Genomic DNA, 25885 nt, shown 5'->3' on the forward strand with positions numbered 1-25885 from the left:
AGGTTACCGCGCAACACCCCAAGAGGAAACCGATCGGTGTACGAGCTTGCGCAGGCACCTGATCCCGGGTGACAGTGAAGGTGAACAAGCGCTTAGATATGTTGCCGCACACCGACGCACCACCCGCCGCACCACCCGCGATCCGCCGGAGGCCCCGTGTTCCGTTCCGTCGACGAAGTCGCCGCTCGCCTCGCCGAGACCGGCTATCTGGCCTCGCCCGCGGTCGCCACGACCGTCTTCCTCGCCGACCGCCTCGGCAAGCCGCTCCTCGTCGAGGGCCCGGCCGGTGTCGGCAAGACGGAACTCGCCAAGGCCGTCGCCGAGGTCGCCGGCGCCGAGCTGGTACGGCTCCAGTGCTACGAGGGCGTCGACGAGTCCCGGGCGCTGTACGAGTGGAACCACGCCAAGCAGCTGCTGCGCATCAGCGCGGGCCGCGACGAGAGCTGGGACGAGACCCGCACCGACATCTTCAGCGAGGAGTTCCTGCTCCCCCGCCCGCTGCTCACGGCGATCCGCGGCGACGACCCGAAGGTCCTGCTGATCGACGAGACCGACAAGGCCGACGTCGAGGTGGAGGGCCTGCTGCTGGAGATCCTCAGCGACTTCCAGGTCACCGTCCCGGAGTTGGGCACGATCACCGCGACCCGCCGCCCCTTCGTGGTCCTCACCTCGAACGCGAGCCGCGAACTCTCCGAGGCCCTGCGCCGCCGCTGCCTGTTCCTCCATATCGGCTTCCCCGACGAGGAGTTGGAGCGTCGGATCGTACGGCTGAAGGTGCCTGGCCTCGGTGCGGCGCTGGCCGAGTCGGTGGTCCGGGTGGTCGGCGCGCTGCGCGAGATGGAGCTGCGGAAGGTGCCGTCGGTGGCCGAGACCATCGACTGGGCCCGCACCCTCCTGGCGCTCGGCGCCGACACCCTCGACGAGACGGTCGTACGGGACACCCTCGGCGTCCTCCTCAAGCACCAGGACGACATCCTCCGCGCCGCCGCGAAGCTCGACCTGGACGCCGTGTGACCGCCGCCGGTGTCACCGAACGGCTCACGGGCCTCGTCGGGGCGCTGCGCGCGCACGGTCTGCGCATCGGCACCGGTGAGACCGTGGACGCGGCGATGGCCATGGAGGCGCTCGGGCTCGCCGACCGCGAGCTGCTGCGCGAGGGACTGGCCGCGACGCTGCTGCACGGCACGGGCCAACGCCCGGTGTTCGACCCGGTCTTCGACCTCTACTTCCCGCGCGGTGTCGGAGCACCGCAGGGCGAGCCCACCAACCGCGAGGACCTCCGTGACCGGCTCGCGGCGGCGCTCACCGCCAACGACCGAGCGCTGATGGGGCAGTTGGCGGCGGAGGCCGTCGACGGATTCGGCGGATACGGCAACTCCCCGACGTCGGACGGCTGGTCGTCGCACCAGACCCTGGAGTGGCTGCGTCCGCAGACGCTGCTGGCCCGCGTGCGGACGAGCATCCGGGCGGAGGGCGGGGGCCGGTCCGGGTTCACCGAGCGGCTGCTGGACGACGAGATCCGGCAGCGTATCGAGGGGTTCCGGCGGCAGGTCGCCCTGGAGGCGCGGCGGCGGGTCGCCGAGCGGCGCGGCCGGGACGAGATCGCCCGGCGGGCGATCGCGCCGACTGCCGACCGCGTCGACTTCCTGTTCGCCGGACGGGCCCAACTGGCCGAACTGCGCAGGGCAGTTCAGCCCCTGGCCCGCAAGCTGGCCACCCGCCTCGCCGCGCGCCGGCGCCGCGCCTCCCGGGGCACGATCGACCTCCGCCGCACCCTGCGCGGCTCACTCTCGACGGGCGGGGTGCCCATGCGGCCGGTACTGCGCCGGCGCCGGCCGGTCCGGCCAGAACTGGTGCTGCTGTGCGACGTGTCGGGCTCGGTGTCGGGCTTCTCCGACTTCACGATGCTGCTGGTGCAGGCGCTGCACGACCAGTTCAGCAAGGTGCGCGTGTTCGCCTTCGTCAACCGGCTCGACGAGGTGACACCGCTGCTCGTGCACGGCACGGCCGACCCCGAGGGCCTCGGCACCCGCATCCGCGACGAGGCCACCCTCACCGGCTGGCACGGGAGCAGTGACTACGGCGTCGCCCTGGGCGAGTTCGCGGAGCGGTACGGCGACGCGGTCGGCCCGCGTACGACCGTGTTCGTGCTCGGTGACGCCCGCACCAACATGAGCGACCCGAATCTCCCGGCCGTCCGGCAGATCACCCAACGGGCCCGCCGTGTCTACTGGTTGAACCCCGAGCAGCGGACGCAGTGGGGCACCGGTGACTCGGCCGCGCCCGCATACGCGGAGCTGGTCGAGATGCACGAGTGCCGGAACGTGCGGCAACTGAGCGCGTTGGTCGGCCGGTTGCTGCCGATCTGAGCATCGGCGATGTGATGGCCGCCGGTCCGGCTAGGCCGCCAACTGCGGGTACAGCGCGCTTCCTTCGGCGGAGAGCCCGGCCTTGACCTGGCGGGTGAGGTCGTCGGCGAGTACCTCGAAGGCGCCGGCCTCGATGCCGTCGAGGGCCTGTGCCGCCACGCTCTCGGGAGTGGACTTGGGCCCGTCGACATGCGCGGCCATGTCCGTGTCGACGTAGCCGACATGCAGTCCGGTGACGTCGATCCCGCGCGGCTTCAGGTCCAGGCGCAGGGAGTTGGTCTGCGACCAGAGGGCCGCCTTGGACGCGCTGTAGGAGCCCAGGACGCCGAGCCACGACAGCACCGAGTGGACGTTGAGGATGTGACCGCCGCCGTTGCGCTCGATGATCGGCACGAAGGCGCGCGTGACGAGCAGCGGGCCATAGAAGTTGGTCTCGAACTCGCGGCGGACGTCCTCGACGGGCGAGTCCAGGAAGTTCGCGTTCACGGACGCGCCGGCGTTGTTGATCACGATGGTGACGTCCTGCGCCTGCTCTGCCGCCGCCGCGACGGAGGCGGGGTCGCTGACCTCCAGTGCCAGCGGTACCGCGTCCGGGTGCGTGACGGTCTTCGGGTCGCGGGCGGTGGCGTAGACCTTCTTCGCGCCGCGCTCGTACAGGGCCTCGACCAGTGCCCGGCCGATGCCGCGGCTGCCGCCGGTGACGAGGACGACGGAACCTTCGATGTTCGTCATGGGGATCTCCTGAGCTGAGACGAAGCAGGATGGAAACCGATCGGTTTCCTCATGTCGACCACAGTAAACCGATCGGTTTCCAGGGGCAAGCCCACCAACGGGTCGGCCGCCGAGACGCGCGATGATGGACGCCATGAGCGACCCGCACAGCGCCCCGCGCGTGGAACTGGCCACCTTCCCCACCCCCGTCGAACCGGCGCCGAGACTCGCCACCGCGATCGGGCTCGGCCCGGACGACCTGTGGATCAAGCGCGACGACCTGACCGGCCTCGGAGGCGGCGGCAACAAGATCCGCAAGCTGGAGTGGACCGTGGGCGCCGCGCTCGCCGAGGGCGCGGACACCCTGGTCACGACCGGCGCCCCGCAGAGCAACCACGCCCGTCTGACCGCGGCCGCCGGAGCGCGGCTGGGCCTGGACGTGGTGCTGGTGCTGCGCGGCTCGCCGGGTGGGTCGCGCTCGGGGAACCTCGCCCTCGACGGGTTGTTCGGCGCCCGGATCGCCTGGGCGGGCGATGTGGACCAGGCGGGACTGGACGGGGCGGCGGCCGAGGTCTGCGAGCAATTGCGCACGACAGGCGCCAGGCCGGCGCTGATCCCGTTCGGCGGTTCCAGCGCGCTCGGCGCGCGCGGCTATGCGCGCTGCGGCGAGGAGTTGCGCCGGCAGCTCCCCGATCTGCGTACCGCCGTCGTCGCGCTCGGCTCGGGCGGCACGATGGCGGGGCTCGTGGTCGCGCTCGGGGCGGAGGCGGTCCTCGGGGTCGACGTGGGCGCGCTGCCCGAACCGGCCCCCGCCGTAAGCGAGTTCGCGGGCCTGCCCTCACCGGAGGGACTACGGGTACGACGGGACCAGATCGGCGGCGGCTACGCGACGCTCACCGCCCCCACCGCCGAGGCCCTCACCCTCGCCGCCCGCACCGCCGGGCTCGTCCTCGACCCGACGTACACGGGACGCGCGATGGCCGGCCTGATCGCGGCCGTCCGGGACGGCGACATCAGGCCGGGCGAGCGGACCGTGTTCGTCCACACGGGCGGGCTGCCCGGCTTGTTCGGGCACGGGGAGGCGCTTGCGTACGCCGAGGGGCAGGTCGTCCGGTACGAGGCGTGACGTACGAGCCCGGCGGGTGCGGTGCCGCCGGGCGCGCACTCACGGGTCGGTCACGGAGCCTTCGCGTAGTCCGTGGCCATGGCACCCGCGAAGTCGTGCACGATCGCCTGTTCGTCGCCGACGACCCATGCGTCGTGCCCGGGCGAGCACACGAAGACGTCGCCGGGACCCACTTCGCTCTCGCCGCCGTCGTCCATGAGGAGGTGCATGCGTCCCTGGACCACGTAGCCGTTGTGGTGGATCTGGCAACTCTCGGTTCCCGCGATCGGTGCCACGGACTCGGACCAGCGCCAACCCGGCTCGAAGGTACCGATGGCGAAGTCGAGTCCGCTGAGGTGGACGGCTTCGAGGTGGCCGCGGGGGAAGTCACGCCGCTCGTCCGGCTTGTCGACCGTCTTCACTTCCAGCATGACGGCTGCCTCCATTCCGGCCGCGCAGAGCACGGCCGGGGCCGGTCTCCGTCTCCCGGCATCCTTGAACGGCACCGGCGCTCCGGCGGGGGCCGCGCCCCACCACTCCATCGTCTTCCTGTCCGCCCGAGAGCGCCATTCGGGGAACCCTCAGATGCGGGACGGAGTCATGACGAGCCGCCCGCGCACAACCTCGCGAACCGCTCGCTGTCGATGTTGCCGCCCGAGACGATCATCCCCACCCGGCCCGGCAGTTGGCCCTCGCGCCCGGCGAGGAGTGCGGCCAGCGGGGTGGCACCGCTGGGTTCGACGACGATCTTCAGCCGCTCGAAGGCGAACCGCATCGCGTCCTTGATCTCCTCGTCGCCGACCAACGCGATCTCGTCGACCAGCCGTTGGTTCACGGAGAAGGTCAACTCGCCGGGCGTATCGGCCGCTTGCCCGTCGGCGATGGTGCGGGGGACCGGGATGGAGACGCGCCGGCCGGCCTCCAGGGACCGCTTGGTGTCGTCCCCGGCCTCCGGTTCGACGCCGATCACGCGGGTGCGCGGGTGCAGCCCCTTGACGGCGGTGGCCGTCCCGGCGATCAGCCCGCCGCCGCCCACGGGCACCACCACGGCATCCAACTCCCCCACTTCCTCGACGAGTTCGAGCGCAGCCGTGCCCTGCCCCGCCATGACGTGCGGATGCTCGTAGGGCGGGATGAGGGAGAGCCCCCGCTCGGCGGCCAGGGCCTCGCCGATGGCGACCCGGTCGCCGCTGTAACGGTCGTACGTGACGACCTCGGCGCCGTATCCCTCGGTGGCCGCCCGCTTCGAGGCCGGGACGTCCTCGGGCATGAGGATCACCGCGGTGGTGCCGAGCTCGCGGGCGGCGAGGGCGACGGCCTGGGCGTGGTTGCCGGACGAGTAGGCGGCGATACCGCACGCGAGTTGCTCGGACGTCAGCCGGGAGGCCGCGTTGTAGGCGCCGCGGAACTTGAAGGCGCCGATCCGCTGGAAGTTCTCGCACTTCAAGTACACCTCGGCGCCGACGAGTTGATCGAGGGTGCGCGAACGCAGCACCGGGGTGCGGTGCGCGACGCCCTTGATCTGTGCGGCGGCGCCGAGGACGTCGTCGAGGGTGATGGGCGGGGTGCCGGTCGTCACGCGTGTCCTCCAGTGGAAGCGGAATCAGCGGCGGGATCGGGCCGTGTGCCCGTCACCGCGCGGGCCTGCGAGAGGTAGCTGTAGGCGGAGGCCCGGGAAATACCGAGCCGGGCGGCAAGCTGCTCGATGGCCCGGCGCACGGCGAACACCCCGTGCTCGTCGAGGCTGCGGAACAGCTCCAGCCGCTGCGCGCGGTCGAGCTGGACCCAGGTCCTGCCCCGCCGTAGCTGATGGGCGTCGACGATGGCCTCGACGACGGAGTCGATGTCGTTGCCGAAGGTGGTGGTCGGCGTCTCGGCCGCCCCGCCCCCGCCGATCCCGGCCAGCAACGCCTGCGCCTGCTGTACGGCGGTCACATCGACGTTGACGCAGAGCGCGCCGAACACCGCGCCCGTGGAGTCCCGTAGAACCATCGTGGACGACTTGAGCCGGTGGCCGCCCTTGGTGCGGGTGAGGTAGTTCAGCTCGTCGACGGCCTCGTCGCCGCGCGCCAGCATCCGCAGCCCGATCTCGCTCATCGCCCCGCCCACCGACCGCCCGGTCAGGGCTCCGGTCACGGCGACCACCGACTGCTCCGGGCGCCGGTAGTCGTGCAGCACCACCTCGCACACCGGACCGAACGTCGCCGCGATCCCGTCGACCACGGGCACCAACGCGGCGATGATCGCGTCGCGTTCGGCGTCCGGGGCCGGGTTGCCGTCCGCCATCCCCACCCCTCCCGTCAGACTGTACGTCCAGCTACTATACCCACAGTCCAAACCCGTCTATCCGTAGCCAGAGGTACCCACACATGCTGAGGAACGTGGACCGCGAGGGCGTCCGGCTCGCTCTCACCCGGCGCGACGGTTCGGGCAGACCGTTGCTGATCGTGCCGGGGGTCATGGCGGACGCCGCCGCCTGGCAGCCGGTGGTGGCCGCGCTGGACGTTCCCGGACCGGTCTACGTACTGAACCGGCGCGGACGCGCACCCAGCGGTGCGCTCGGTGCTGACTACTCGATGCACACCGAGATCGACGACCTGGACCACGTCCTCACCGAGATCGTCACCTCCGAGGGCGCCGAGCAGGGGGTGGACCTGTTCGGCTGGAGCTTCGGCGGGCTCGTCGCACTGGAGGCGACGGCGCGGCATACCGGCACGGTCCGCTCCCTCACCCTCTACGAACCTGTCGTACGCCCCTTCGGCCGCGGAGCGCTCGACGCTCTCCGGGAAGCCGCCGAGGCCGACGACCTGGACCGCGCCGTGGAGATCGTGAACCTGGACGTGTCCGGCTTCTCCGGGGAAGACGTGGCACAACTGCGCCGAAGCCCCGCCTGGCAGACCCTCCGCCCGCTGGCCGCACCGCTGGCCCGGGAACTGACGGCGCTCGACGACCACGTCACCGACCTGCGGGCGTTCGCCGCCCTCGACCTGCCGGTCACGCTGCTGCTCGGCGCCCTGAACGAAGGCACCGCCCCCTACGGCGAGGCATTCGCCGAGTTCGCGACGGCCCTGCCCCACGCCCGCGTCGTCACCATGGCGGGCCAGGGCCATCTCGCCCACGCGCAGGACCCGCACGCCCTGGCCCACCACATCGGACAGACACTGAGGCGGACCGGCTGTCCGCCTCCCCTGTAGGTCAGCGCACGCGCCCCCGCGCCTTCAATCCCACCGGCGGCAGTTCCGGCGCCGGCAGCGGATCGCCGTCGTAGCCCAAACCCACGGTTCACGCCGCAGGCACTGTCACTCGTCGTTGACCCAACGCATGAGGCGTTGCAGCGGATAGAAGCCGTCGTGGGACAGGCCCGGTGGCATCCCACCCGCCTTGCCGAGGGACACCACGCGCTGTACGCCGGCGCAGGCGAGGGCATCGCGCAGTTCCGCCTTGCGGGTGTCCGGATATACGCCGACCGTCTGCGTGGCGACTCCGGCGTACGTGACCGCTTCCCTCAACTCGGCGACCGGGACGACGTCGACGATCTTTCCGTCGGGGTGGAAGTCGACCGGTTCGGGCGAGCGGATCACCAGGCCCCGGCCGTCGTAGCCGCCCCACACCCGGTAGTCGGGCGTCATGGAGCGCAGCACGTCGATCTCCTCGCGGAGTTCCGCGGTGACCCGCGGGCCGTCGGCCGAGCTGAACTCCCTTGCCACGCCGAGGCGTTCGCACAGCAAGGCGGCGTAGCGGTCGGCGTCCGCCCAGGTGCCCTCGACGAACTGGAAGCGGCTGGCCACGCAGGCCTGTTGGTTGAAGAACGTGGCGTCGGCGGCGCCCGCGTCGGCAGCCCGGGCAAGGGACTCGGGGGACTCGAACGCCTCCCGGCCGATCAGCGAGATGGAGGTCTTGGGGTCGAAGGAGACCAGTTCGAAGCCCGGGCCGACGTAGCGCAGTGCGCCGCGGATCGTGGACTCGCCGCCCCAGGCGACCAGTTTGTCGAAGAACTGCGGGCGGAACAGCACGCTCTCCACAGCCTCGTCGCCGCCGCGCCAGTACACCGCGGAGAATGAGCGCACCACGGGGTGGCCGGGGGCCACCGCCGCCATCGTGCGCAGGATCGCGGTCGCGGTGAACAGGTCGTTCGAGGGCAGTTTCAGCAGGTTGACGCCCTTGGTGAGGGCGCCGCGCACGACGGACATCGCGGCGACGCCGGGGGCGTTGCCGGCGATGATGTGCACCAGGCGCGGCGGGAACGCGCGGGTGGCCGCGGTCCGGTTGTCGGGCAGGCGTACCTCACGCCAGCCGTCGAGGACGTCCGCTCCGCCGAGTTCGTGGTCGATCTGGGCGTACAGGCCGGGCCGTTGGAAGCTGCGCCACAGAAGGGCGTAGGCGCGTTCGAGGATCTCCGCGGGCAGCGGGCTGACCGGGATCATGCGGTCGAGGGCCTCGGCGAGCAGGCCCTCGCGGTCCGCCTTGAGGGCCTCCCCGGTCTCCACGAGGAGGTCGACGATCTCCGCGACGGGCACGTGGAAGGCGGGGCCGGGTTCGGTGCGCGACCAGACGAGGCGGTCCAGGTCGAGTGCCGGTGCGGTGAAGGCGACACCGGCGCGGCCGTACGCGACGGGTGAGCCGTGGTCGACCTCGCCGCGCACCACGTGCACGACCTCGGTGTCGGTCGTGGTACTCATCCGTGGATCATCCCCCGCACATAGGAGTCGAGTGTCGCGGCACAGGTGATCTTGTCCTCGCCGCCCAGGTCGCCGTAGCGCCGGATGTCCGGCAGGACGGTCGGTCCCGTACGGCCGCAGTCGCAGGACGAGAAGTCGACGAGGACCCGGTCTCCGCTGATCAGCCCGCCCCAGCGGCCCTCCAGCGATACGTCCAGGAAGGCGAACCGGCCCTCCACCACGCCCTGTTCGGTGTTGAGCAGCTTCTCGCCCGGCTCGTCCAGGACCAGCGGGATCACCCACGGCGGCACGTGGTAGTTGCCCGACTCGCAGGCCAGGCAGGAGCCCTGGAGTTCCGTCATGCCGTAGCTGCGCACGCGCCGTACGCCGTCGTAGAAGGCGGCGAACTGCTGCTGGTAGTCGTCGGGCAGGACCCCGTTCTTGTTGCCGCCGCCGCTGAGGACGAGCGTGTCCGGATGGAGGCTCCCGTCGGGTACGCCCTGGGCCCGCAGTGCCTGGATCAAGGTGAACTGCTGGTTGTTCATCCCGGCGATCAGCAGCGGCTCGGTCCGGTGTCCGGCGATGTCGTCGACGATCTGCGCGACGGCCGCTCCGAGTTCCTCCTCGCGGGCACCGGACGCGGCCTCGAAGGAGCTGATCTCCTGCGGGGTCGCGGTGCCCTCCGCCATCCGGCGGCGCAGCAGGGCGCTGCTCATCAACTCCGAGACCCGCATGGGGTCTTCGGTGAGCAGCCGGGTCTCGCCGGGGCGTGCGAAGACGTCCGCGTGCCAGCGGTAGCCGTCGATGGAGCGCATCGGACCGCTCGCCGGTGCGAGGAGGTAGCCGCGGCGGGTCTGTTCGGGCGGCAGCGGGTCGGGCCAGCAGGTGAGGTTCTCCAGGATGTCGTGCAGGAAACTCAGGTCGCCGGCGTCGCAGTTGAGGAAGGAGACCTTTCCCGAGGTGCCGCTGGTGATGTACGGGCGGTGGCCGGCGGCGGTGACGCGGTCGGTCCACTCGTCGATGTCGGTCACGCCCTCGACGTCGACGTCTCCCGGCTCGACCACCGACACCGTCGTGTACCAGCGCAGGAGCCGGTCCCACCGGCCGCCGGTGATGAGGGAGAGCGGGTACGACTTGTAGCTGGTGTGGGAGAACAGCAGGGGGACGAGGTCGTCGGGACTCTCGATCCCGTGGACGCCGCTCTCCTCCGCACGGGTGCGCAGCAGCGGGATGCGCTCGCGGTGCGCGGCGAAGGCCTCGCGCGCCGCGTCGAGCTGCAACTCCCGCAGCTCCCGGGCGGGTTGGTCGAATGTGTCACCGGACCGGACGAGGGCCCGGATCTGCTCACGTGCGCTGGGCACGGCAACCACCTCCATCAGTCATGAGGACGGGTTCCTGGCGAGATAGGAGGACTCGATGGCGTCGAGGTCCCCACGCAGTTCCTTCGGGGTGCCGGCCATGACGACATGGCCCCGGCGCAGGACGTAGACGCGGTCGGCGATGTCGAGCACCTTGCGCACGTGCTGTTCGACCAGCAGTGCGCCCAGGCCCTGGTCGGCCGCGTCGCGGACGGCGCGCAGAAGTCGGTCGACGACCAACGGGGCGAGGCCCAGGGAGAGTTCGTCGGCCAGGAGGAGCCGGGGCGTACGGCACAGGGCGCGCGCCAGCGACAGCATCTGCTGCTCGCCGCCGGACAGCATGCCCGCGCCGGTCTTCAGGCGTTTCTCCAGTTCGGGGAAGAGCGCGACGGCCCGGTCGGGCGGCACGCGTCCGACCCGAAGGTTGTCGGTGGTGTCGAGGCGGGAGAAGACCGCGCGTTCGCCGACGTAGGCGAGGCCCTCGCGGGCGCGGCGGTGCAGGGGTGCGTGGCCGGGGGTGCCCAGCCAGCGGATCTCGCCGCTCATCGGGGTCAGGTCGCCGGACAGCGCTCTGAGGGTGGTGGTCTTGCCCGCGCCGTTGGGGCCGAGCAGGGCGACGACCTCGCCCGGCCGGACCTCCAGGTCGAGGTCGCTCACGACGGGTCGGCTGCCGTATCCGGCGGACAGGGCGCGGGTCGCTATCAGGGGCACATCTGTGTCGTGCACGAGGTCTCTCCTCAACCGGAGTCGGCCGGAAACCGAAGCCGACCGGAAACGGCGGCCGGCCGGACCGAAGCGGGCTCAGCCGTGCGACGTGGCCGTCAGCACCTTGCGGACATCGACGAAGGTCGACCCGGCCCTGGCCCACTCGATCTTCCCGTCGCGGATGGTGAGTTCGGTGGCGGTCGTGTTGTGGATGCGGTCGAGTCCCTTGATCGGCAGGGCCGTCGACGCCTTCCAGTTCAGGGGTGGGGTCAGGCCTCCGGTGTCGATGCCGGAGGTGGTGTTCAGCTCCTGCACCAGCGCCTTGGCGGAGATGGTCGGCAGCTTCTTGGCGGCCTCGGTGAAGACCTTGAAGGCCACCCAGGTCGTCGCGTTGGCTCCGTTGGTGGTGTCGATGTCCTTGCCCTTGGCCGCCGTCACGAAGTCCTTCCAGACGGCGTCGGAGGTCGGCGGATAGTAGCCGGTGATCGCGGCGCCCTCCAGCGGGCTGCCGCTGCCGCCGGTGCTCGCGGCCAGTTGCGGGGTGAGGTTGCCGACGACGCTGGCGAGCTTGGTCTTGTCGCCGGACTGGACGTACGACTTCACGAACAGGTCCGAGGCGGTGCCCAGGATGACGCTCACGCAGTCGCTGCCCTTGGTCGCGGCGACCTGCGGGGCGAGGTCGGTGGCAGTGAGCGGCACCTTGAGGTCCTTGGGCGCCGCCCCTCCGGCGGAGGTCACGCCCAGGGTGAGGAACTGCGAGACGACGGCCGCGGCGGCCACGTCGTACCGTACGCCGGTGATCTTCTTGCAGCCCTGCTCCACCAGCTGGCGGCCATGGGCGGCGAACACCACCGGGGTGCCGCCGTTGACCGGGAAGGACAGCGGGTTGGAGAACTCCGCCGCGGAGACGCCGGTGCCGCCGATGTACGGGATGCCGGCCTTCTGGAGGATGGGCATGTAGCGGTCCCCGGCGAGGCTGTAGGAGCCGACGACCGCGGCCACCTTGTCGGCGACGGCCTGCTGGGCGCACTTCTCGGCCTCGTCGGGGTCGCCCTTCTCGTTGCAGAACTCGACCTTCAGGGGCCCTCCCTTGATCCCGCCGTTGGCGTTGATCCACTTCTCGTAGGCCGTGGCGGTGAGGTGGATACCCGGCTGGGCGCTGCCCTGGGTGTTCTCCGGCGCCCAGACCATCACCTTGACCGGGGTGCCCTTGAGCGAGGAGGTCTCGGCCGAACTGCTTGCCGCCTCTCCCCCGCACCCTGCGGCGAGCAGGGCTCCGGTCACCGCGAGAGCGCTCGCTGCGGCTGTTCTGCGTCGGCGTGAGTCGTTCATGGTCCCTCCGGGGCTCGCGCCCAAAGTGGGCGACGTCGAGATGCCGAACAGCATGGGGCGCATTTTTGGGTTAGTGAAGTACTCTCGGCACAATTATTTAAATGAATGCACTGTCTCGTCCCGTGTCTGGGAGGTTCCTCGGATGGACGACGTCCTGCGTTTCGCCCTGCTCGGCCTGGGGCTCGGCGCCCTCTACGCGCTCACCGCGCACGGCATCGTGCTGGTCTACCGGGGCTCCGGCGTCCTGAACTTCGCGCACGGCGCGATCGGGATGGCCGGCGCCTACGTCCAGTGGGAGCTCGCCGTCAACCACGGTGTGCCGTACTGGCCCGCCACCGCGTGCGGCGTGCTCACCTCCGCCGCACTGGGCGTGCTCACCCACCTGCTGGTGATCCGTCCGCTGCGCAGGGCGTCCACCCTGGCCCGACTGGTCGGCACCCTCGCGGTGTTCATCGTGCTCACCGCGATCGCCGTCAAACGCTACGGCGACAGCCTGCAGTTGGTGCCGGGCAAGCTGCCCACCCGGCTGCTGACGATCGCCGGGGCGACGGTCTCCGAGGATCGCGTGTGGCTGCTCGGCATCGCGATCGCCGTCACCGCGGTCCTCCATCTCCTCTACAAGCGCACCCTGTTCGGGCTGGGCACCACAGCGGTCGCGGAGAACGAGAGCATCGCCGCCTCGCTCGGCTGGTCCCCCGATCTCATCGCCGCCGGCAACTGGGCACTGGGCTCCGCGCTCGCGGGGCTCACGGCCATCCTGATCGTGCCGGTGATCGGCCTGTCGGTGACCGGGCTGACCACGCTGCTGCTGAGCGCGCTGGCCGCCGCCCTGGTCGGCAGGTTCTCGTCGTTCCCGATCACCCTGGCGGGCGGTCTGGTCATCGGGGTCGCACAGTCCGAACTCACACGCTTCGGCTCGGGTGTCACCGGCCTCGCGTCGTCGGTGCCGTTCCTCTTCATCGCCCTGGTGCTGGTCGCCCGTGGCCGGGCGCTGCCGTTGCGCGGCACGTTCCTCGACCGCCTCCCGGCACTGGGGACCGGCAGGGTGCGTCCCGTCCCCCTCGCGCTGGCCGTCGTGATCGGACTGGTGCTGGTGAGCCTGTCCACGCCGCTGTGGGCCGACGCGATCACCAGCACCCTGGTGCTCTCGCTGATCATTCTGTCGATCATCGTGGTCACCGGTTACGCGGGACAGGTGTCGCTCGCGGCCTACGCCCTCGCCGGGACCGGTGCCTTCATCGCCGGGCACGCGGCGGCGGACTGGGGCTGGCCCTTCGAACTCGCCCTGCTGGCGGGCGTGTTGGGCACCGTCCCGATCGGCCTGCTGTTCGCTCTGCCGGCCGTGCGTACCCGCGGGGTCAATCTCGCGATCATCACGCTCGGGCTCGGCACCACCCTGGAGGCGATGGTCTTCCAGAACACCGACCTGTCGACGACACCCGGCAGCGACGGCATCGCGGTGGGCAAGCAGACGCTCTTCGGCATCAGCATCTCCGGCGTCGACCATCCCCAGCGCTACGCCGCCGTGGTGCTGGTCCTGTTCGTCGCCGCCACGCTCGTGGTCGCCAACGTCCGGCGCAGCAGGACCGGCCGCCGGCTGATCGCGGTACGGGCCAACGAACGGGCCGCCGCCGCCCTCGGTATCGATGTCCGCGCGGCCAAGCTCTACGCCTTCGGTCTGTCCTCGGCCATCGCCGCGCTCGCCGGAGTGCTCACCGGCTTCCGCTCGACCTCGGTGGTGTTCTCCGACTTCGCGAGCTTCGACTCCGTCACCGCGCTCGGGCTCGCCGTCATCGGCGGTGTCGGCTTCCTCGTCGGCCCGCTGTTCGGCGCCACGTTCGCCGCGGGTACGGTGGGCGCCCGGTTCGGGGACCTGGTGGTGCCCGGCTTGAGCGAGTGGATGCCGCTGATCGGCGGGATCATCCTGGTGCTGACCCTGGTGGGCAACCAGGACGGCATCGGGAGGGAACTCGGCAGGCAGGCGAGGGGACTTGAGCGAAAGCTGCGCCCGCAGCGCGCCGCCGTCACGCCCGAGGAGGAGACGGCTCCGCTGCCGGACGTCCCCCGCGCCGCACCCCTCCCCCTGCACGTACGCGACCTCACCGTCCGCTACGGCGGTGTCGTCGCCGTCGACGGGCTCTCGCTGGACGTCGAACCGGGCCGGGTGGTGGGTCTCATCGGCCCCAACGGTGCCGGCAAGACCTCCGCCATCGACGCCGTCACCGGGTTCACCCGGGCCGCGTCCGGCAGTGTCCGCCTCGGCGACCGGGACGTGACCCGGGTGCCGGTGCACCGGCGGGCCGGGGCGGGGTTGAGCCGGTCCTTCCAGTCACTGGAGCTCTTCGAGGACATGACGGTCCTCGACAACCTCTACGCCGCCTGCGAGCGACCGGGCCGCTGGACCTGGCTCACCGACCTGGTCCGCCCCGGCAGCCGCCCGCTGCCCACCCAAGTGCTCGTCGCCGTACGGGAGTCCGGGCTGCAGGACAGCCTGGACCGACCGGTGGGAGACCTGTCGTACGGCGAGCGGCGGTTGCTGGCGATCGCGCGGGCGGTGGCGACCTCGCCGTCGGTGCTGCTGCTGGACGAACCGGCGGCGGGGCTGTCCGACGACGAGACACGGGAGTTGGCCCAGCTGGTGCGGCGGCTCGCCGAGGACTGGGGCATGGGGGTGCTGCTCGTCGAGCACGACGTCGACATGGTGATGAGCGTGTGCGACCAGGTCGTCGTCCTCGACTTCGGCCGCCGGATCTGCGCCGGCACCCCGGACGAGGTGCGCCGCGATCCGGCGGTCCGGGCGGCCTACCTGGGCGACCTGGAGCCGGAGACCCTGACCTGACTGCCGGATTCAGGCGTCGCGCAGGTCCGCCACGTACGGCTGGTGGGAGAGCAGACCGCCGTCCACGCGCAGGGTGTGCCCGGTGATGAAGGCGGACTCGTCGGAGGCGAGGAACACGACCGCCGACGCGACGTCCTCGGGCCGCCCGAGGCGCGGGGTGAGGTGATGACGCAGCATCTTCTCCCGGATCGCCCCGTGCGCCGAACCGGCGCTGGCCGGTGTGACGATGAACCCCGGGGCGATGGCGTTGCAGCGCACACCCTGCTTGCCGTACTGGGTGGCGACGTACTGCGTGAGGTTGATGAGAGCGGCCTTCGAGGCGCCGTACGCGGGGTTGCGCAGGTCGCCCGCGAGACCGGCGCCGGACGAGGTGTTGATGATCGAACCGGCGCCGCGGGCGACCATGTGCGGGACCGCGGCCTGGATCGCGACCATGGTGCCGCGCAGGTTGATCCGCATGGTGTCGTCCCAGACCGCCGGGTCGGCCTCCAGGACGGCGAGGTCCTTCCGGGCCGCCAGATGGGTGGCGGCCGCGTTGTTGTGCAGGACGTCGAGGCCGCCGTAGGTCTCAACTGCCGTGGCTACCATGGCCCGTACGGAGTCGATGTCGCCCAGGTCGACCGGAACGGCCGTGGCGGATCCGCCGGCGGCCCGGATCTCCTCCGTGACCGCCTTGGCTCCGTCGAGGTTCAGATCGGCCACGACCGTGTGGGCGCCCTCGGCCGCCACGCGGCGGGCGGTGGCGGCGCCGATGCCGGACGCGGCTCCGGTCACGATCGCGATCTTGTCGTCGAGTCGTCCCATGACTCAACCACCTTTCTCAGTCGGTGAGTTCGCTGCCGACGACGGAGACGAAGGAGACGCATTCGCCGGGGCCGCCGCCGAGGTTGTGGGTCAGGGCGAGCGAGCGGCCCTCCGCCACGGACCCGACCGTCCGCTCGGGCGGTGCCTCGCCGCGCAGTTGGAGCCAGGCCTCGAACATCATGCGCAGCCCGGAGGCGCCGATGGGGTGGCCGAAGGCCTTCAGGCCGCCGTCCGGGTTGACCGGCAGTGAGCCGTCGAGGTCGAAGGCGCCACTGGTGACGTCCTTCCAGGCCTGCCCGCGCTCCGAGAATCCCAGGTCCTCCATGAGCACCAACTCCGTTGGTGTGAAGCAGTCGTGGACCTCGGCGAGCGCGAGTTCGGCGCGCGGGTCGGTGATGCCCGCCTGCCGGTAGGCCTCCTGGGCGGAGACGACGACCTCGGGGAAGGTGGTGAAGTCGTAGTCGGGGTCCAGGAGTCCGTCCGCCGGTCCCGCGACGAAGGACAGGGCCTTCACGAAGATCGGCTTGTCCGTGTACTTGTAGGCGTCCTCGGCACGTACGACAATCGCCGCCGCCGAACCGTCGGAGACCCCCGAGCAGTCGAACACGCCCAGCATGCCCGCGACGATCGGCGCCGACCGGATGCGCTCCAGCGGCACCTCCTTGCGGTACTGGGCGCGGGGGTTGCGGGCGCCGTTCACGTGGTTCTTCCAGGCGATGCGGGTGATGACGTCCTTCAACTCCTCTTCCGCCAGGCCGTACTTGGCGGCATACGCGGGGGCGAGGAGGGAGAAGTTCGCCGGGGCGGTGATCTCACCGCGGCTGTCGTCGCCCGCGCCGGGCATCGAGGTACCCGAGAGCCCGGACATGCCGGAGTCCTTCAGCTTCTCCACACCGACCGCCATCGCCACGTCGTACGCGCCGGACGCGACCGCGTAACAGGCGTTGCGCAGCGCCTCGGAGCCGGTCGCGCACATGTTCTCCAGGCGGGTGACCGGCTTGTACGGCAGGTGCAGCGGGCGGCTCAGGGTCAGGCCGGAGACTCCGGAGGCCTGGGTGCCGAGCCAGAACGCGTCGATGTCGTCGAGCGTGATGCCGGCCGAGGTGACCGCCTCGCCCACCGCGTCGACCAGCAGGTCGTCCGCCGAGCGGTTCCAGTGTTCACCGAAGGGCGTGCAGCCCATGCCGACGATCGCGACCCGGTCCCGGATTCCGTGCGAGCTCATGCGCCTGTCCCCTCGGTCTCGCCGGTGCGTACCGGCCGGGCCTTCCAGAAGTAGTTGTGGACGCCGGCGGCGGTGACCGTGCGCCGGAACGTCATCTCCACCCGGGCGCCGATGACGGCGTCGGCCTCGGTGGCGTCGGTGAGCTGGCAGCGGAACCTGCCGCCTCCGTCGTAGTCGACGACCACGACGAGCATCGGTGGGCTCGGGGTGTGGGCCAGCCGGTCCACGGTGAACGTGGCGACGGTGCCCCGCACCTGTTCCATCGGCTCGTCGGTCATGGCGTCGACGCTCCGGCAGGAGACGCACACCCGGTCCGGCGGCAGATGCCGGGTCCCGCACTTCTCGCAACGGGAGGCGACGAAGCCGTACTTCCAGCTGTTGCGGCGGTGCGCGGGCGGGGCGTAGGGCGGCTCCGGGTCCGGGCGGCGGGGCGGCTCGCGGTCGAGGAGACCGCGCCAGGAGAGGTAGGTGGCGTACGGCATGGGGGCGCCGCCCGCGGCGATCTGCGCGGCGACCGGGCGGGCGGCGCGGTGTGCGGGGAGGGCGTCGGTGGTGCGCAGCAGCAGGACTCCGGCACCGTCGCCGAGCACGACGAGCGCGATGATCCGGCCGGGTTCGGCCCGGTCGAGGACGTCGGCGAGGAGCAGGCCGGGCTGGGCGGTGCCGGCGTTGCCGATCTCCCCGGTGAGATCCGCGGTCGCCGCCTCGGGACGTACCCCTGCGGTACGACGCACCGTCGCGCACGCGCGCGCGTGCAGGCCGGAGACGACGAGGTGGTCGATGGCGCCCCGGTCCAGGCCCGCCTGGTCGAGGGCGGCGGTGAGCGCCTTGTCCGCGAGGGACACGTAGATCTCCTCGGCGAAGCGCTCCTCCCAGACGCGGGAGGCGGGCGCGCCGGGCAGCCGCCAGCGGTCGAGGATCTCGTCGCTGACCGTGTCGTGGGCGAGCAGCTCCGCGAGCACGGGAGCGCCGTTGCGGTGGCCGCCGAAGGCGAAGGCCGCCGCGCCGTCGCCGCCCGCGCTCTCCTCGGCGCCGCCGGGCAGGCCGGTGCGCAGGTCGGACAGGACCGCGAGCGTCGGTACCGGGGAGCGGGCGGCGGTGACCAGGGCGCCGAGGCCGGAGCGGACGGAGCCCGCCATGTCGACGGCGAGGACGTGCGGGTCGAGTCCGAGCGCCACGTGGACGGCGGTCGCGTTCGTCTTGTCGAGGTAGGCGGGCGCGGCGGTGGCGAGGAAGAGCTGGCCGACGCGGGTCCGCAGCCCGTCCCTGGCCAGGGCGGACCGGGCCGCCTCGACGGCCATCGAGGTGGTGTCCTCGTCGTAGCCCGCGACCGCGCGCGTGCCCCGGGACGGGGGCGTCCCGAGGGTGGCCGCGATGTCGGCGCGGGCGAGGCGGTGGTACGGCACGTAGGCGCCGTATGCGATCAGTCCGGCCATCAGCGTCCTCCATTGGCGTCGGTTGCGGGCGTCCGTTCGAAGACGGCGGCCAGGCCCTGGCCGCCGCCGAGGCACATGGTCTCCAGGCCGAACCGGGCCTGGCGGCGGTCGAGTTCGCGGAGCAGGGTGGCGAGGATGCGGCCGCCGGTGGCGCCGACGGGGTGACCCAGCGAGATACCGGAGCCGTTGACGTTGAACCGCTCGAAGTCGGCCTCGGTCAGGGCCCATTCGCGGGTGCAGGCGAGCACCTGGGCGGCGAAGGCCTCGTTGAGTTCGATCAGGTCGATGTCGGCGAGCTTCAGCCCCGCGCGCTCAAGTGCCTTGGCCGTGGCGGGTACCGGGCCGATGCCCATCGTCTCCGGAGGCACGCCCACGACGGCCCAGGAGACCAGGCGGGCCAGGGGGCGCAGGCCGAGTTCGGCGGCGCGCTCGGGGTGGGTGACGACGCAGAGGGCGGCGCCGTCGTTCTGTCCGCTGGCGTTCCCTGCGGTGACGGTCGCCTCGGGGTCCTGCCGTCCCAGTACGGGGCGCAGGCTCGCGAGTTTCGCCAACGTCGAGTCGGGGCGCGGGTGTTCGTCGGCGTCGACGAGCGTGTCGCCCTTCCTGGTCCGTACGGTGACGGGCACGATCTCGTCGGCGAACCGGCCCTCGCGCTGGGCTGCCACCGCCTTCTCGTGGGAGCGCAGGGCCAGTCGGTCCTGCTCCTCTCGGGGGATCGCGTACTCCCGTCGCAGGTTCTCGGCGGTCTCCAACATGCCGCCGGGAACGGGGTGGTTGACGCCTCCGGAGGTGACCCGGCCGCGGGCCAGCCGGTCGTGCAGGGTGGTGCCCGCACCGCGTACACCGAAGCGGACTCCGGTGGTGTAGAACTCGGCCTGGCTCATCGACTCGACGCCGCCGGCCAGTACGAGATCGCTCGCGCCGGTCTGCACCTGCATCGCCGCCGTGATGATCGCCTGGAGTCCCGAGCCGCAGCGGCGGTCGATCTGGAGTCCCGGCACCTCCACCGGCAGGCCCGCGTCCAGTGCGGCCACGCGGCCGATGGCCGGGGCCTCGCCGTTGGGGTAGCACTGGCCCAGCAGCACGTCGTCGACGGCGGCGGGCGGGATACCGGTGCGGTCCAGTACGGCGCGTACGACGGCGGCGGCCAGCTCGGTCGCCGGCACGTCGCGGAAGACGCCTCCGTAGCCACCGACGGGGGTACGCACGGGTTCGCAGATCACCGCGTCACGCAGGAGGGCGGGCATCGGCCATGCCTTTCATGAGGGGTCACATGTACCGGCCGCCGGTCACCTCGACCACGGCTCCGGTGACGTAGCTCGCCATGTCGGAGGCGAGGAAGAGGACGACCTGGGCGACCTCGGCGGGCTCGCCCGCGCGGCCCAGGGGGATCTCGGCGAGCTTCGCGTCCCAGGCGGCCGGCGGCATCGCCTCGGTCATCGCGGTGCGGATCAGTCCGGGCTGTACGGCGTTGACGCGGATGCCGGCCTTGGCGAGTTCCTTGGCGGAGGCCTTGGTGAGGCCGACGAGTCCGGCCTTGGCGGCGCTGTAGTTCGTCTGGCCGAAGTTGCCAACCTTGCCGGCGATGGAGGAGATGTTGACGATGCTGCCGCCGCGTCCGTGCGCGCGCATCGCCTCGGCGGCGTGCCGGGTGCCGTTCCAGGCGCCGGTCAGGTGGACGTCGACGACCGCGCGGAAGTCGGACAGGGCCATCTTGCGCAGGGTCGCGTCGCGGGTGATCCCGGCGTTGTTGACCATGACGCCGACCGGGCCGAAGGTGTCGGCGCAGTGGGCGACCAGGGAGGCGACCTCGTCCTCGTCGGTGACGTCGCAGCGCAGCGAGGTGGCGGCGACGCCGTTTTTGGCGAGGCGTTCAACGGCTTCCGCCGCGGCGTCCTCGTTGATGTCGCCGAGGACCACGGACGCGCCCGCGGCGCCGAGTACTCCGGCGATCTCGAAGCCGATGCCCTGTGCGCCGCCGGTGATCACCGCGTTGCGGCCGTCCAGCAGTCCCATGTCAGCCCGCCCTTGGCTCGACGCCGCCCTCGCTATTCCTTCTAAATAGATAACCTATTATGCTGAAACAATCAATACAGCGATCGGCTGGGCGAGCGGGGCCGGGCGAGGAGAGCACACGGGTGGACATCAGCTATCCCGCGGAGACCGAGACGTTCCGCACCGAGGTCAGGGCGTTCCTCGCCGAGGCGCTGCCGCCGGACTGGAAGGGCATCGGCGCCCTCGACGAGGAGGCCGCCTGGGCCTTCGCCCGGGACTGGCGGCGCCTGCTCGCCGAGCGCCGCTACCTCTCCCTCACCTGGCCCGAGCAGTACGGCGGCCGGGGCCTGTCCAGGCTCCACCAGGTGGTCCTGATGGAGGAACTGGCCCTGGCCGGTGTGCCGTTCGGGCTGCCGCAGGACACCTTCGGCGTGAAGATGCTGGCGAACACGCTGCTGCGCTGGGGCACGGACGAGCAGCGCGGCCACTTCCTGCCGCGCATCCTCAGTGGCGAGGACACCTGGTGCCAGGGCTACTCGGAGCCCGACGCGGGCTCGGACCTGGCCTCGTTGACGACACGTGCCGTCCGCGAGGGCGAGGAGTGGGTGATCGACGGCCAGAAGGTGTGGACGTCCGGCGCTCACCACAGCGACTGGATCTTCGTCCTCGCCCGCACGGACCGAGACGCGCCCAAGCACCGCGGCATCTCCTTCCTCCTCGTCCCGCTGGACCAACCCGGCGTCGAGGTGCGGCCGTTCCGCATGATGAGCGGCCAACTCCACTTCAACGAGGTCTTCTTCGACGGCGCCCGCACCCGCGCCGATCTCGTCGTGGGCGGCGTCGACAACGGCTGGACCGTCGCCCAGAGCCTGTTGGGCGTCGAGCGCGGGGAGGAGGCGGCCACCAACCCGATCCTGTTCCGGGCCGAGGTGGAGCGTCTGGTGCAGCTGGCCCGCCTGTACGGCAGGGACCAGGACCCGGTCGTCCGGCAGCGGATCGCCTGGTGCTGGTCCAAGGTCGAGATCATGCGCTACCTCGGCTACCGCATCCTCACCGGCTGGCTCGAGGGCGCGGAGCCGGGCCCCGAGTCGTCGATCGCCAAGCTGTACTGGAGCGAGTACCACACGAAGGTCACCGACCTGGCGATGGACATCATGGGCCTGCACGGCCAAGTGCCGGTCGGCCGACCGCCGTTGCGCACCTACCGCACCGACGACCCCGGCGCCGCGAACTCCTCGGCGTCCTGGTCGACGACGTATCTGATCGCCCGCTCCGGGACGATCTACGCGGGCACCTCGCAGGTGCAGCGGAACATCCTCGCGGAGAAGGTGCTGGGGCTGCCGCGCGAGCCGCGGGCGACGGCTGGTTGAGGCGGGACCGGCGACGGGTGGTCGAGGCCGGTTCAGGGACGGCTGGTTGTGGCAAGTTCGGCGGCGGGCCGCTCCCGGCCGGTTCGATGCCGGCTGGTGAAGGGCGGTCCGGCGACGGCTGCTTGAAGCAGGTTCGGCGGCGGCTGGTCGAAGCCGGTTCGGCGGCACCCCAGGTCGCGGTCAGTCAGCGGCTGCCGCCGCGCCGGAGGGCTCCAAGTAGGCCCGACCGAGCCGATTCCACATCCGCGCGGTCGGCCGCAGCCACCCCGGCCCCGCCTTCGCGTAGCCGACCCTCAGCCCCGCGGACTCACTCTCGCGCCTCGAACGTCCCAAGTCCGGGGACCGGACGCGGCCCGCTCCCCGGACGCCAGCCCGCGTCGAGTTTGCGCAGGCCCACGCCGTCCGGCGCCCAGATGTGGCAGCTGTTCAGCACCCCGGCCGTGGCGCGCGGCCCGTTCGCGGGCTCGCCCGCGTCACGGCGTCGCGCGTTGGCCGACATCGCCGCCTGCACCACGGCGGGGCCGAGCACCCGAGCCAGTTCGTAGAGGTGGGAGCAGCCCAGGACACCGCGGAACCGCTCCTGGATCGCCCGGTTGTATCCGGCGGCGACGCAGAGGCCGACCAGACTGTCGAAAGCCGGGGTGATGAACGGGCATTCGGCGTGCGGAAACGTCAGCATGTCCGCGTCGGCGGCAACGACGGTCATGTCCGCGAGACGGACCCGTACCGCCAGCACCATCCGGTGGATGTCGGCCGCCGCCGGCTCGGCCCACGGCCGCTCGTCACGCAGCTCCGCCTCGACCGAGATCTCCTCGCCGCCGGGCTCCTCGTATGCGGTGACGGTGATGTTCCGGCGATGCAGCGGGAGTTCGGCGCGGTTCACGACGAGGCCTCCGCCGGCTCCGGCGCGTTCTCCCCCAGCCCGGCGAACTCCGGTGGTCGGCGTTCGATGAAGCTGCGCACACCCTCGCGGTAGTCGGGGGCGCGTTTCGCCGTGGCCAGCAGCGCGGCGGCGGTGTCGCGGCTCTCCGTGAAGCTTCTCGGCTGGTCGTCGGCGAGCTGCCGTTTGATGAGGGACATCGCGTACGGGCTGGCCGAGCGGGCCAGTTCCGTGGCGTACGCGAGCGCCGCAGGGAGCAGCTCCTCCGGCTCGACGAGACGGTTGACCAGGCCCATCGCATGCGCCTCCGTTCCCGTGATCCGGCGTGAGGACAACAGCAGGTCGCTCGCGTTGCCGTAGCCGACGAGCCGGGGCAGGAGCCACGACACACCGTCCTCGGCCACCAGGCCCCGCGCGCTGAAGGCGGCGGCGAACTTGGCGTCCGGCACGGCGAACCGCACGTCGCACATGAGCGCCTGATTGAAGCCGATGCCGGCGCAGGCGCCGTTGACAGCGGCCACCAGGGGCTTGGGGAACGACATGGGCCGGGTGCGCGGCGGCAGCCGGTCGGTCGGCCACGGGCGCGCCCCGGAGGACGCGTCGTCCAGGACGCTCATGTCCATGCCCGGGCAGAAGCTGCGTCCCGCGCCGGTGAGGACGACGGCCCGTACCGCCGGATCCGCCTCGGCGCGGTCGAACAGCTCGTTGTAGAGCAGCTCCATCTCCAGCGTCCAGGCGTTGTGCCGCTCGGGCCGGTTCAGGGTGAGCAGCATGACTCCGTCGCCGGTCAGCTCGCTGAGGATCACCGGGGCCGCATGCTCGTTCATCGAGGTCACTCCCAGAGCCCACGTTGGCTTTATAGCTAGACGAATCATCTATATACCCAACCGCGTCCCGGACGCCAGATCAGGCCCCGAGAGGAGAAGATCACTCAACCCTTGACCTGGTACCCTCGATGCACTAAGACGATTCATTTTGCTATATGGAGGAGCCCGCCGTGGCCGAGGCAGCCCGCGCAGAAACGCCGATCGTGCCCGTCCCCACGCGTGCCCGCGTCGGACGTCAGGTGCGCGTCCCGAAGACCGCCGAGTTGGTCGCCGCGGAGCTGCGCCGCCAGATCGTGCGGGGCGAGCTGAAGCCGGGTGACGCCCTGCCGCCCGAGTCGGGACTGATGGAGCAGTTCGGCATCTCGCGGCCGACGCTGCGCGAGGCGTTCCGCGTCCTGGAGTCGGAGTCGCTGATCACAGTGCGGCGCGGTGCGCACGGCGGTGCCCGGGTGAGCGCGCCGGACTCCGATGTCGCGGCCCGCTTCGCCGGTCTGATCCTCGAGTACCGCGGCGCCACCCTGGGCGACGTCTACCGCGCGGCGGCCGTCATCGAGCCGCCGTGCGTGCGTCAACTGGCCGCCAAGCACACGCCTGACGACATCAAGCGACTGCGTGACGCGGTGGCGGCCGAGAAGGCGGTCCTCGACGACCCGTTGAGCCTGGTCGAGGCCCAGGACACCTTCCACGCCCTGCTGGTCGAGCTGACCGGCAACCAGACGCTGATCCTCCTGTGCGGCATGCTGCGCAACATCATCGACCGGGCCAACGCCTCGTACACCGCGGCCGCCACCGACGCCGCGACCCAGAAGGCACAGGCCCTCAAGGGGCACCGCGCCCATGTGCGGCTGGTCGGCCTGATCGAGTCCGGCAAGGCGGACGAGGCCGAGAAGCTGTGGCAGCGCCACATCAGCGGCGCCGACGACGTGGTGAACGGGGCCGGTCCCAAGACGGTGCTCGAACTCATCGACTGACCGGGCGGGCCGAGGATCACCGAGCCGTTCCCACTCCACCCCTTGCGTCTCCGAAACAGTTAGATAATTATAGGAGGCGTACTGAATAGATCTGGGGTCCGGAGGCGACGGCCATGGCCGAACAGCGCAAGCGCATCTTCGACTGCGACCAGCACATGTACGAGGAACGGGACTCCTTCACCCGCTACCTCCCGAAAGAGTTCCTCGGCCAGGCGGTCGCCCCGGTGACACTCGCGGACGGCCGCGAGGTCATCCTCGCCGGGGACCGGATCGTGGTCTGCCTGGAACCGGAGTTCGGGCAGGTCTACCGGCCCGGCTCGCTCAAGGAGATGCTCAAGGCGATGGCCTCGGGCAACCCCGACGAGACGTACCAGTTCGAGCCGATGCACGAGTCCTACCAGAACCGCGAGGCCCGGCTGCGCGTCATGGACGAGCAGGGCCTCGACCAGACGATCATCTACCCGGGCGGCTGGGCACTGGTCGCCGAGGAGTACGTGCAGGGCGTCGAACCGCTCTACGCCAACTACCACTCGTTCAACCGCTACATGAACGAGGTGTGGGGCTTCAACCACCAGGACCGCATCTACGCCCCCGCTCTGCTGTCGCTGCGCGACCTGGACAGCGCGGTCAAGGAGCTGGAATACGTCCTGGAGCAGGGCGCCCGGTTCATCATGCTGCCGACCGGGCCCCAGTACGGCCGCTCACCGGGTGACCCGTACTTCGACCCGTTCTGGAAACTGGTCAACGAGGCCAAGGCCAGCGTCTGTTACCACATCAGCGAGTTCTACTACAACTCGAACGTCGCCCCGGCCTGGGGTCACGACGCGAGCCCGATCCACTTCCGGATGTCCGCGTGGCAGTGGATGAACACCTACGGCCAGCGCCCGATCGAGGAGACGCTGTCCGCGCTGATCTTCGACAACCTCTTCGGGCGCTTCCCCGACATCAACGTCCTGGTCTCCGAGTTCGGCGCCGAGTGGGTGCCGCACTTCGTCCGCCACATGGACAAGAGCCGCGGCATGGGGCGCAACGGCCCCTGGATCGGCGGGCAGTTGGCGGAGCGCCCCAGTCAGGTGTTCCGCAAGCACATCCGTGTGGTGCCGTATCCGGAGGACGACATCCCGAGCCTGGTCAAGCGGCTCGGCTACCACGAGTCGATCGTGATGGGCTCGGACTTCCCGCACGCGGAGGGCATCGCCAACCCTGCCGACTACCGCAAGCTCCTCGCGGAACTCGACGAGTCGGTCCAGGACGACATCATGTACAACAACGCTCAGCAGCTGATCAGCCGCTGAGCGTC

The 25885-nt window shown here is 71.1% G+C and carries 23 protein-coding genes; 8 read left to right on the plus strand and 15 right to left on the minus strand.

All coding sequences use genetic code 11. The annotated features are described in order from the left end of the window. Positions 1-156 precede the first annotated feature (156 nt). Together OG504_RS07265 and OG504_RS07270 are read left to right on the plus strand one after the other, a co-directional pair. A complete protein-coding gene (locus tag OG504_RS07265) occupies positions 157-1014 on the plus strand; it encodes an AAA family ATPase (RefSeq protein ID WP_405988986.1) in 858 nt (285 codons plus the stop codon). Continuing rightward, complete coding sequence (locus OG504_RS07270; protein ID WP_405988987.1) at positions 1011-2369, plus strand: vWA domain-containing protein; 1359 nt, start codon at positions 1011-1013, stop codon at positions 2367-2369. The genes OG504_RS07265 and OG504_RS07270 overlap by 4 nt, the downstream gene beginning before the upstream one ends. Positions 2370-2399: 30 nt before the next feature. Here the strand turns inward: OG504_RS07270 and OG504_RS07275 are convergent, their stop codons facing one another. Further along, complete coding sequence (locus tag OG504_RS07275) at positions 2400-3101, minus strand: SDR family oxidoreductase (RefSeq protein WP_405988988.1); 702 nt, start codon at positions 3099-3101, stop codon at positions 2400-2402. Between the two features lie 121 nt (positions 3102-3222). On the opposite strand from OG504_RS07275, the gene OG504_RS07280 reads away from it, so the two are divergent. Further along, the gene (locus tag OG504_RS07280) at positions 3223-4206 is read left to right on the plus strand and encodes a D-cysteine desulfhydrase family protein (RefSeq protein WP_405988989.1); all 984 of its coding nucleotides are present in this window, start codon (positions 3223-3225) and stop codon (positions 4204-4206) included. Positions 4207-4256: 50 nt separating this feature from the next. Here the strand turns inward: OG504_RS07280 and OG504_RS07285 are convergent, their stop codons facing one another. The 3 genes from OG504_RS07285 to OG504_RS07295 form a co-directional block, all read right to left on the minus strand. Then, entirely contained in the window at positions 4257-4616 is a 360-nt protein-coding gene (locus OG504_RS07285; protein WP_405988990.1) for a cupin domain-containing protein, read from the minus strand. Positions 4617-4783: 167 nt separating this feature from the next. Continuing rightward, on the minus strand, positions 4784-5764 hold the full coding sequence (locus OG504_RS07290) for a pyridoxal-phosphate dependent enzyme (RefSeq protein ID WP_405988991.1): 981 nt from the start codon (positions 5762-5764) through the stop codon (positions 4784-4786). Then, on the minus strand, positions 5761-6471 hold the full coding sequence (locus tag OG504_RS07295) for a transcriptional regulator (RefSeq protein ID WP_405988992.1): 711 nt from the start codon (positions 6469-6471) through the stop codon (positions 5761-5763). Before OG504_RS07295 ends, OG504_RS07290 begins: the two co-directional genes overlap by 4 nt. 83 nt (positions 6472-6554) lie before the next feature. Here OG504_RS07295 and OG504_RS07300 point away from each other — a divergent pair, with 83 nt between their 5' ends. Further along, positions 6555-7379: an alpha/beta fold hydrolase gene (locus OG504_RS07300; RefSeq protein WP_405988993.1), complete on the plus strand. Its 825-nt coding sequence runs from the start codon at positions 6555-6557 to the stop codon at positions 7377-7379. A 105-nt stretch (positions 7380-7484) separates the two neighbouring features. Here the strand turns inward: OG504_RS07300 and OG504_RS07305 are convergent, their stop codons facing one another. From OG504_RS07305 to OG504_RS07320, 4 genes are all read right to left on the minus strand, one after another. Continuing rightward, positions 7485-8864, minus strand: a complete 1380-nt coding sequence (locus OG504_RS07305) for an acyl-CoA reductase (protein ID WP_405988994.1) — start codon at positions 8862-8864, stop codon at positions 7485-7487. After that, on the minus strand, positions 8861-10204 hold the full coding sequence (locus OG504_RS07310) for a hypothetical protein (RefSeq protein WP_405988995.1): 1344 nt from the start codon (positions 10202-10204) through the stop codon (positions 8861-8863). The genes OG504_RS07305 and OG504_RS07310 overlap by 4 nt, the downstream gene beginning before the upstream one ends. An 18-nt stretch (positions 10205-10222) precedes the next feature. Beyond that, positions 10223-10927: an ABC transporter ATP-binding protein gene (locus tag OG504_RS07315; protein ID WP_405988996.1), complete on the minus strand. Its 705-nt coding sequence runs from the start codon at positions 10925-10927 to the stop codon at positions 10223-10225. A gap of 75 nt (positions 10928-11002) precedes the next feature. Continuing rightward, the gene (locus OG504_RS07320) at positions 11003-12238 is read right to left on the minus strand and encodes an ABC transporter substrate-binding protein (protein ID WP_405988997.1); all 1236 of its coding nucleotides are present in this window, start codon (positions 12236-12238) and stop codon (positions 11003-11005) included. Between the two features lie 142 nt (positions 12239-12380). Between OG504_RS07320 and OG504_RS07325 the strand changes: the two genes are divergently transcribed. Then, positions 12381-15077, plus strand: coding sequence for an ABC transporter permease subunit (locus OG504_RS07325; RefSeq protein WP_405988998.1), 2697 nt, complete (start codon positions 12381-12383; stop codon positions 15075-15077). A 9-nt stretch (positions 15078-15086) separates the two neighbouring features. On the opposite strand, the gene OG504_RS07330 is transcribed toward OG504_RS07325, so the two are convergent. From OG504_RS07330 to fabG, 5 genes are read right to left on the minus strand one after another with little or no spacing between them, the layout of a single operon-like run. Then, on the minus strand, positions 15087-15881 hold the full coding sequence (locus OG504_RS07330; protein WP_405988999.1) for an SDR family NAD(P)-dependent oxidoreductase: 795 nt from the start codon (positions 15879-15881) through the stop codon (positions 15087-15089). 16 nt (positions 15882-15897) lie between these two features. Next, positions 15898-17106 carry an acetyl-CoA acetyltransferase gene (locus tag OG504_RS07335; RefSeq protein WP_405989000.1) on the minus strand — a complete coding sequence of 403 codons (1209 nt, stop codon included), beginning with the start codon at positions 17104-17106 and terminating at the stop codon, positions 15898-15900. After that, a complete protein-coding gene (locus tag OG504_RS07340) occupies positions 17103-18542 on the minus strand; it encodes an OB-fold domain-containing protein (protein WP_405989001.1) in 1440 nt (479 codons plus the stop codon). The genes OG504_RS07335 and OG504_RS07340 overlap by 4 nt, the downstream gene beginning before the upstream one ends. After that, entirely contained in the window at positions 18542-19789 is a 1248-nt protein-coding gene (locus OG504_RS07345; protein WP_405989002.1) for an acetyl-CoA C-acetyltransferase, read from the minus strand. Before OG504_RS07345 ends, OG504_RS07340 begins: the two co-directional genes overlap by 1 nt. A 22-nt stretch (positions 19790-19811) precedes the next feature. After that, positions 19812-20558, minus strand: a complete 747-nt coding sequence (gene fabG, locus OG504_RS07350; protein WP_405989003.1) for a 3-oxoacyl-ACP reductase FabG — start codon at positions 20556-20558, stop codon at positions 19812-19814. A 122-nt stretch (positions 20559-20680) separates the two neighbouring features. Here fabG and OG504_RS07355 point away from each other — a divergent pair, with 122 nt between their 5' ends. Further along, positions 20681-21907, plus strand: a complete 1227-nt coding sequence (locus tag OG504_RS07355) for an acyl-CoA dehydrogenase family protein (RefSeq protein WP_405989004.1) — start codon at positions 20681-20683, stop codon at positions 21905-21907. A gap of 307 nt (positions 21908-22214) precedes the next feature. Here OG504_RS07355 and OG504_RS07360 read toward each other — a convergent pair whose 3' ends face one another. Together OG504_RS07360 and OG504_RS07365 are read right to left on the minus strand one after the other, a co-directional pair. Continuing rightward, positions 22215-22790: a DUF2889 domain-containing protein gene (locus tag OG504_RS07360; protein ID WP_405989005.1), complete on the minus strand. Its 576-nt coding sequence runs from the start codon at positions 22788-22790 to the stop codon at positions 22215-22217. Then, on the minus strand, positions 22787-23614 hold the full coding sequence (locus OG504_RS07365; RefSeq protein ID WP_405989006.1) for an enoyl-CoA hydratase-related protein: 828 nt from the start codon (positions 23612-23614) through the stop codon (positions 22787-22789). Before OG504_RS07365 ends, OG504_RS07360 begins: the two co-directional genes overlap by 4 nt. Positions 23615-23784: 170 nt before the next feature. Between OG504_RS07365 and OG504_RS07370 the strand changes: the two genes are divergently transcribed. Further along, positions 23785-24585 (plus strand): FadR/GntR family transcriptional regulator, encoded by an 801-nt coding sequence (locus tag OG504_RS07370; protein ID WP_405989007.1) that lies wholly within the window; start codon positions 23785-23787, stop codon positions 24583-24585. Between the two features lie 113 nt (positions 24586-24698). Then, positions 24699-25880: an amidohydrolase family protein gene (locus OG504_RS07375; protein WP_403593274.1), complete on the plus strand. Its 1182-nt coding sequence runs from the start codon at positions 24699-24701 to the stop codon at positions 25878-25880. Positions 25881-25885 lie beyond the last annotated feature (5 nt).

It is taken from the genome of Streptomyces sp. NBC_00986 (assembly GCF_045162565.1).
Taxonomy (GTDB): domain Bacteria; phylum Actinomycetota; class Actinomycetes; order Streptomycetales; family Streptomycetaceae; genus Streptomyces.

Bases quoted from the DNA above. Each gene is read 5' to 3' on its own strand.
- OG504_RS07275 (WP_405988988.1), bottom strand. From the start codon at position 3,101: ATGACGAACATCGAAGGTTCCGTCGTCCTCGTCACCGGCGGCAGCCGC.
- OG504_RS07280 (WP_405988989.1), top strand. From the start codon at position 3,223: ATGATGGACGCCATGAGCGACCCGCACAGCGCCCCGCGCGTGGAACTG.
- OG504_RS07285 (WP_405988990.1), bottom strand. From the start codon at position 4,616: ATGCTGGAAGTGAAGACGGTCGACAAGCCGGACGAGCGGCGTGACTTC.
- OG504_RS07295 (WP_405988992.1), bottom strand. From the start codon at position 6,471: ATGGCGGACGGCAACCCGGCCCCGGACGCCGAACGCGACGCGATCATC.
- OG504_RS07300 (WP_405988993.1), top strand. From the start codon at position 6,555: ATGCTGAGGAACGTGGACCGCGAGGGCGTCCGGCTCGCTCTCACCCGG.
- OG504_RS07305 (WP_405988994.1), bottom strand. From the start codon at position 8,864: ATGAGTACCACGACCGACACCGAGGTCGTGCACGTGGTGCGCGGCGAG.
- OG504_RS07320 (WP_405988997.1), bottom strand. From the start codon at position 12,238: ATGAACGACTCACGCCGACGCAGAACAGCCGCAGCGAGCGCTCTCGCG.
- OG504_RS07325 (WP_405988998.1), top strand. From the start codon at position 12,381: ATGGACGACGTCCTGCGTTTCGCCCTGCTCGGCCTGGGGCTCGGCGCC.
- OG504_RS07330 (WP_405988999.1), bottom strand. From the start codon at position 15,881: ATGGGACGACTCGACGACAAGATCGCGATCGTGACCGGAGCCGCGTCC.
- OG504_RS07335 (WP_405989000.1), bottom strand. From the start codon at position 17,106: ATGAGCTCGCACGGAATCCGGGACCGGGTCGCGATCGTCGGCATGGGC.
- OG504_RS07340 (WP_405989001.1), bottom strand. From the start codon at position 18,542: ATGGCCGGACTGATCGCATACGGCGCCTACGTGCCGTACCACCGCCTC.
- OG504_RS07345 (WP_405989002.1), bottom strand. From the start codon at position 19,789: ATGCCCGCCCTCCTGCGTGACGCGGTGATCTGCGAACCCGTGCGTACC.
- fabG (WP_405989003.1), bottom strand. From the start codon at position 20,558: ATGGGACTGCTGGACGGCCGCAACGCGGTGATCACCGGCGGCGCACAG.
- OG504_RS07365 (WP_405989006.1), bottom strand. From the start codon at position 23,614: ATGAACGAGCATGCGGCCCCGGTGATCCTCAGCGAGCTGACCGGCGAC.
- OG504_RS07375 (WP_403593274.1), top strand. From the start codon at position 24,699: ATGGCCGAACAGCGCAAGCGCATCTTCGACTGCGACCAGCACATGTAC.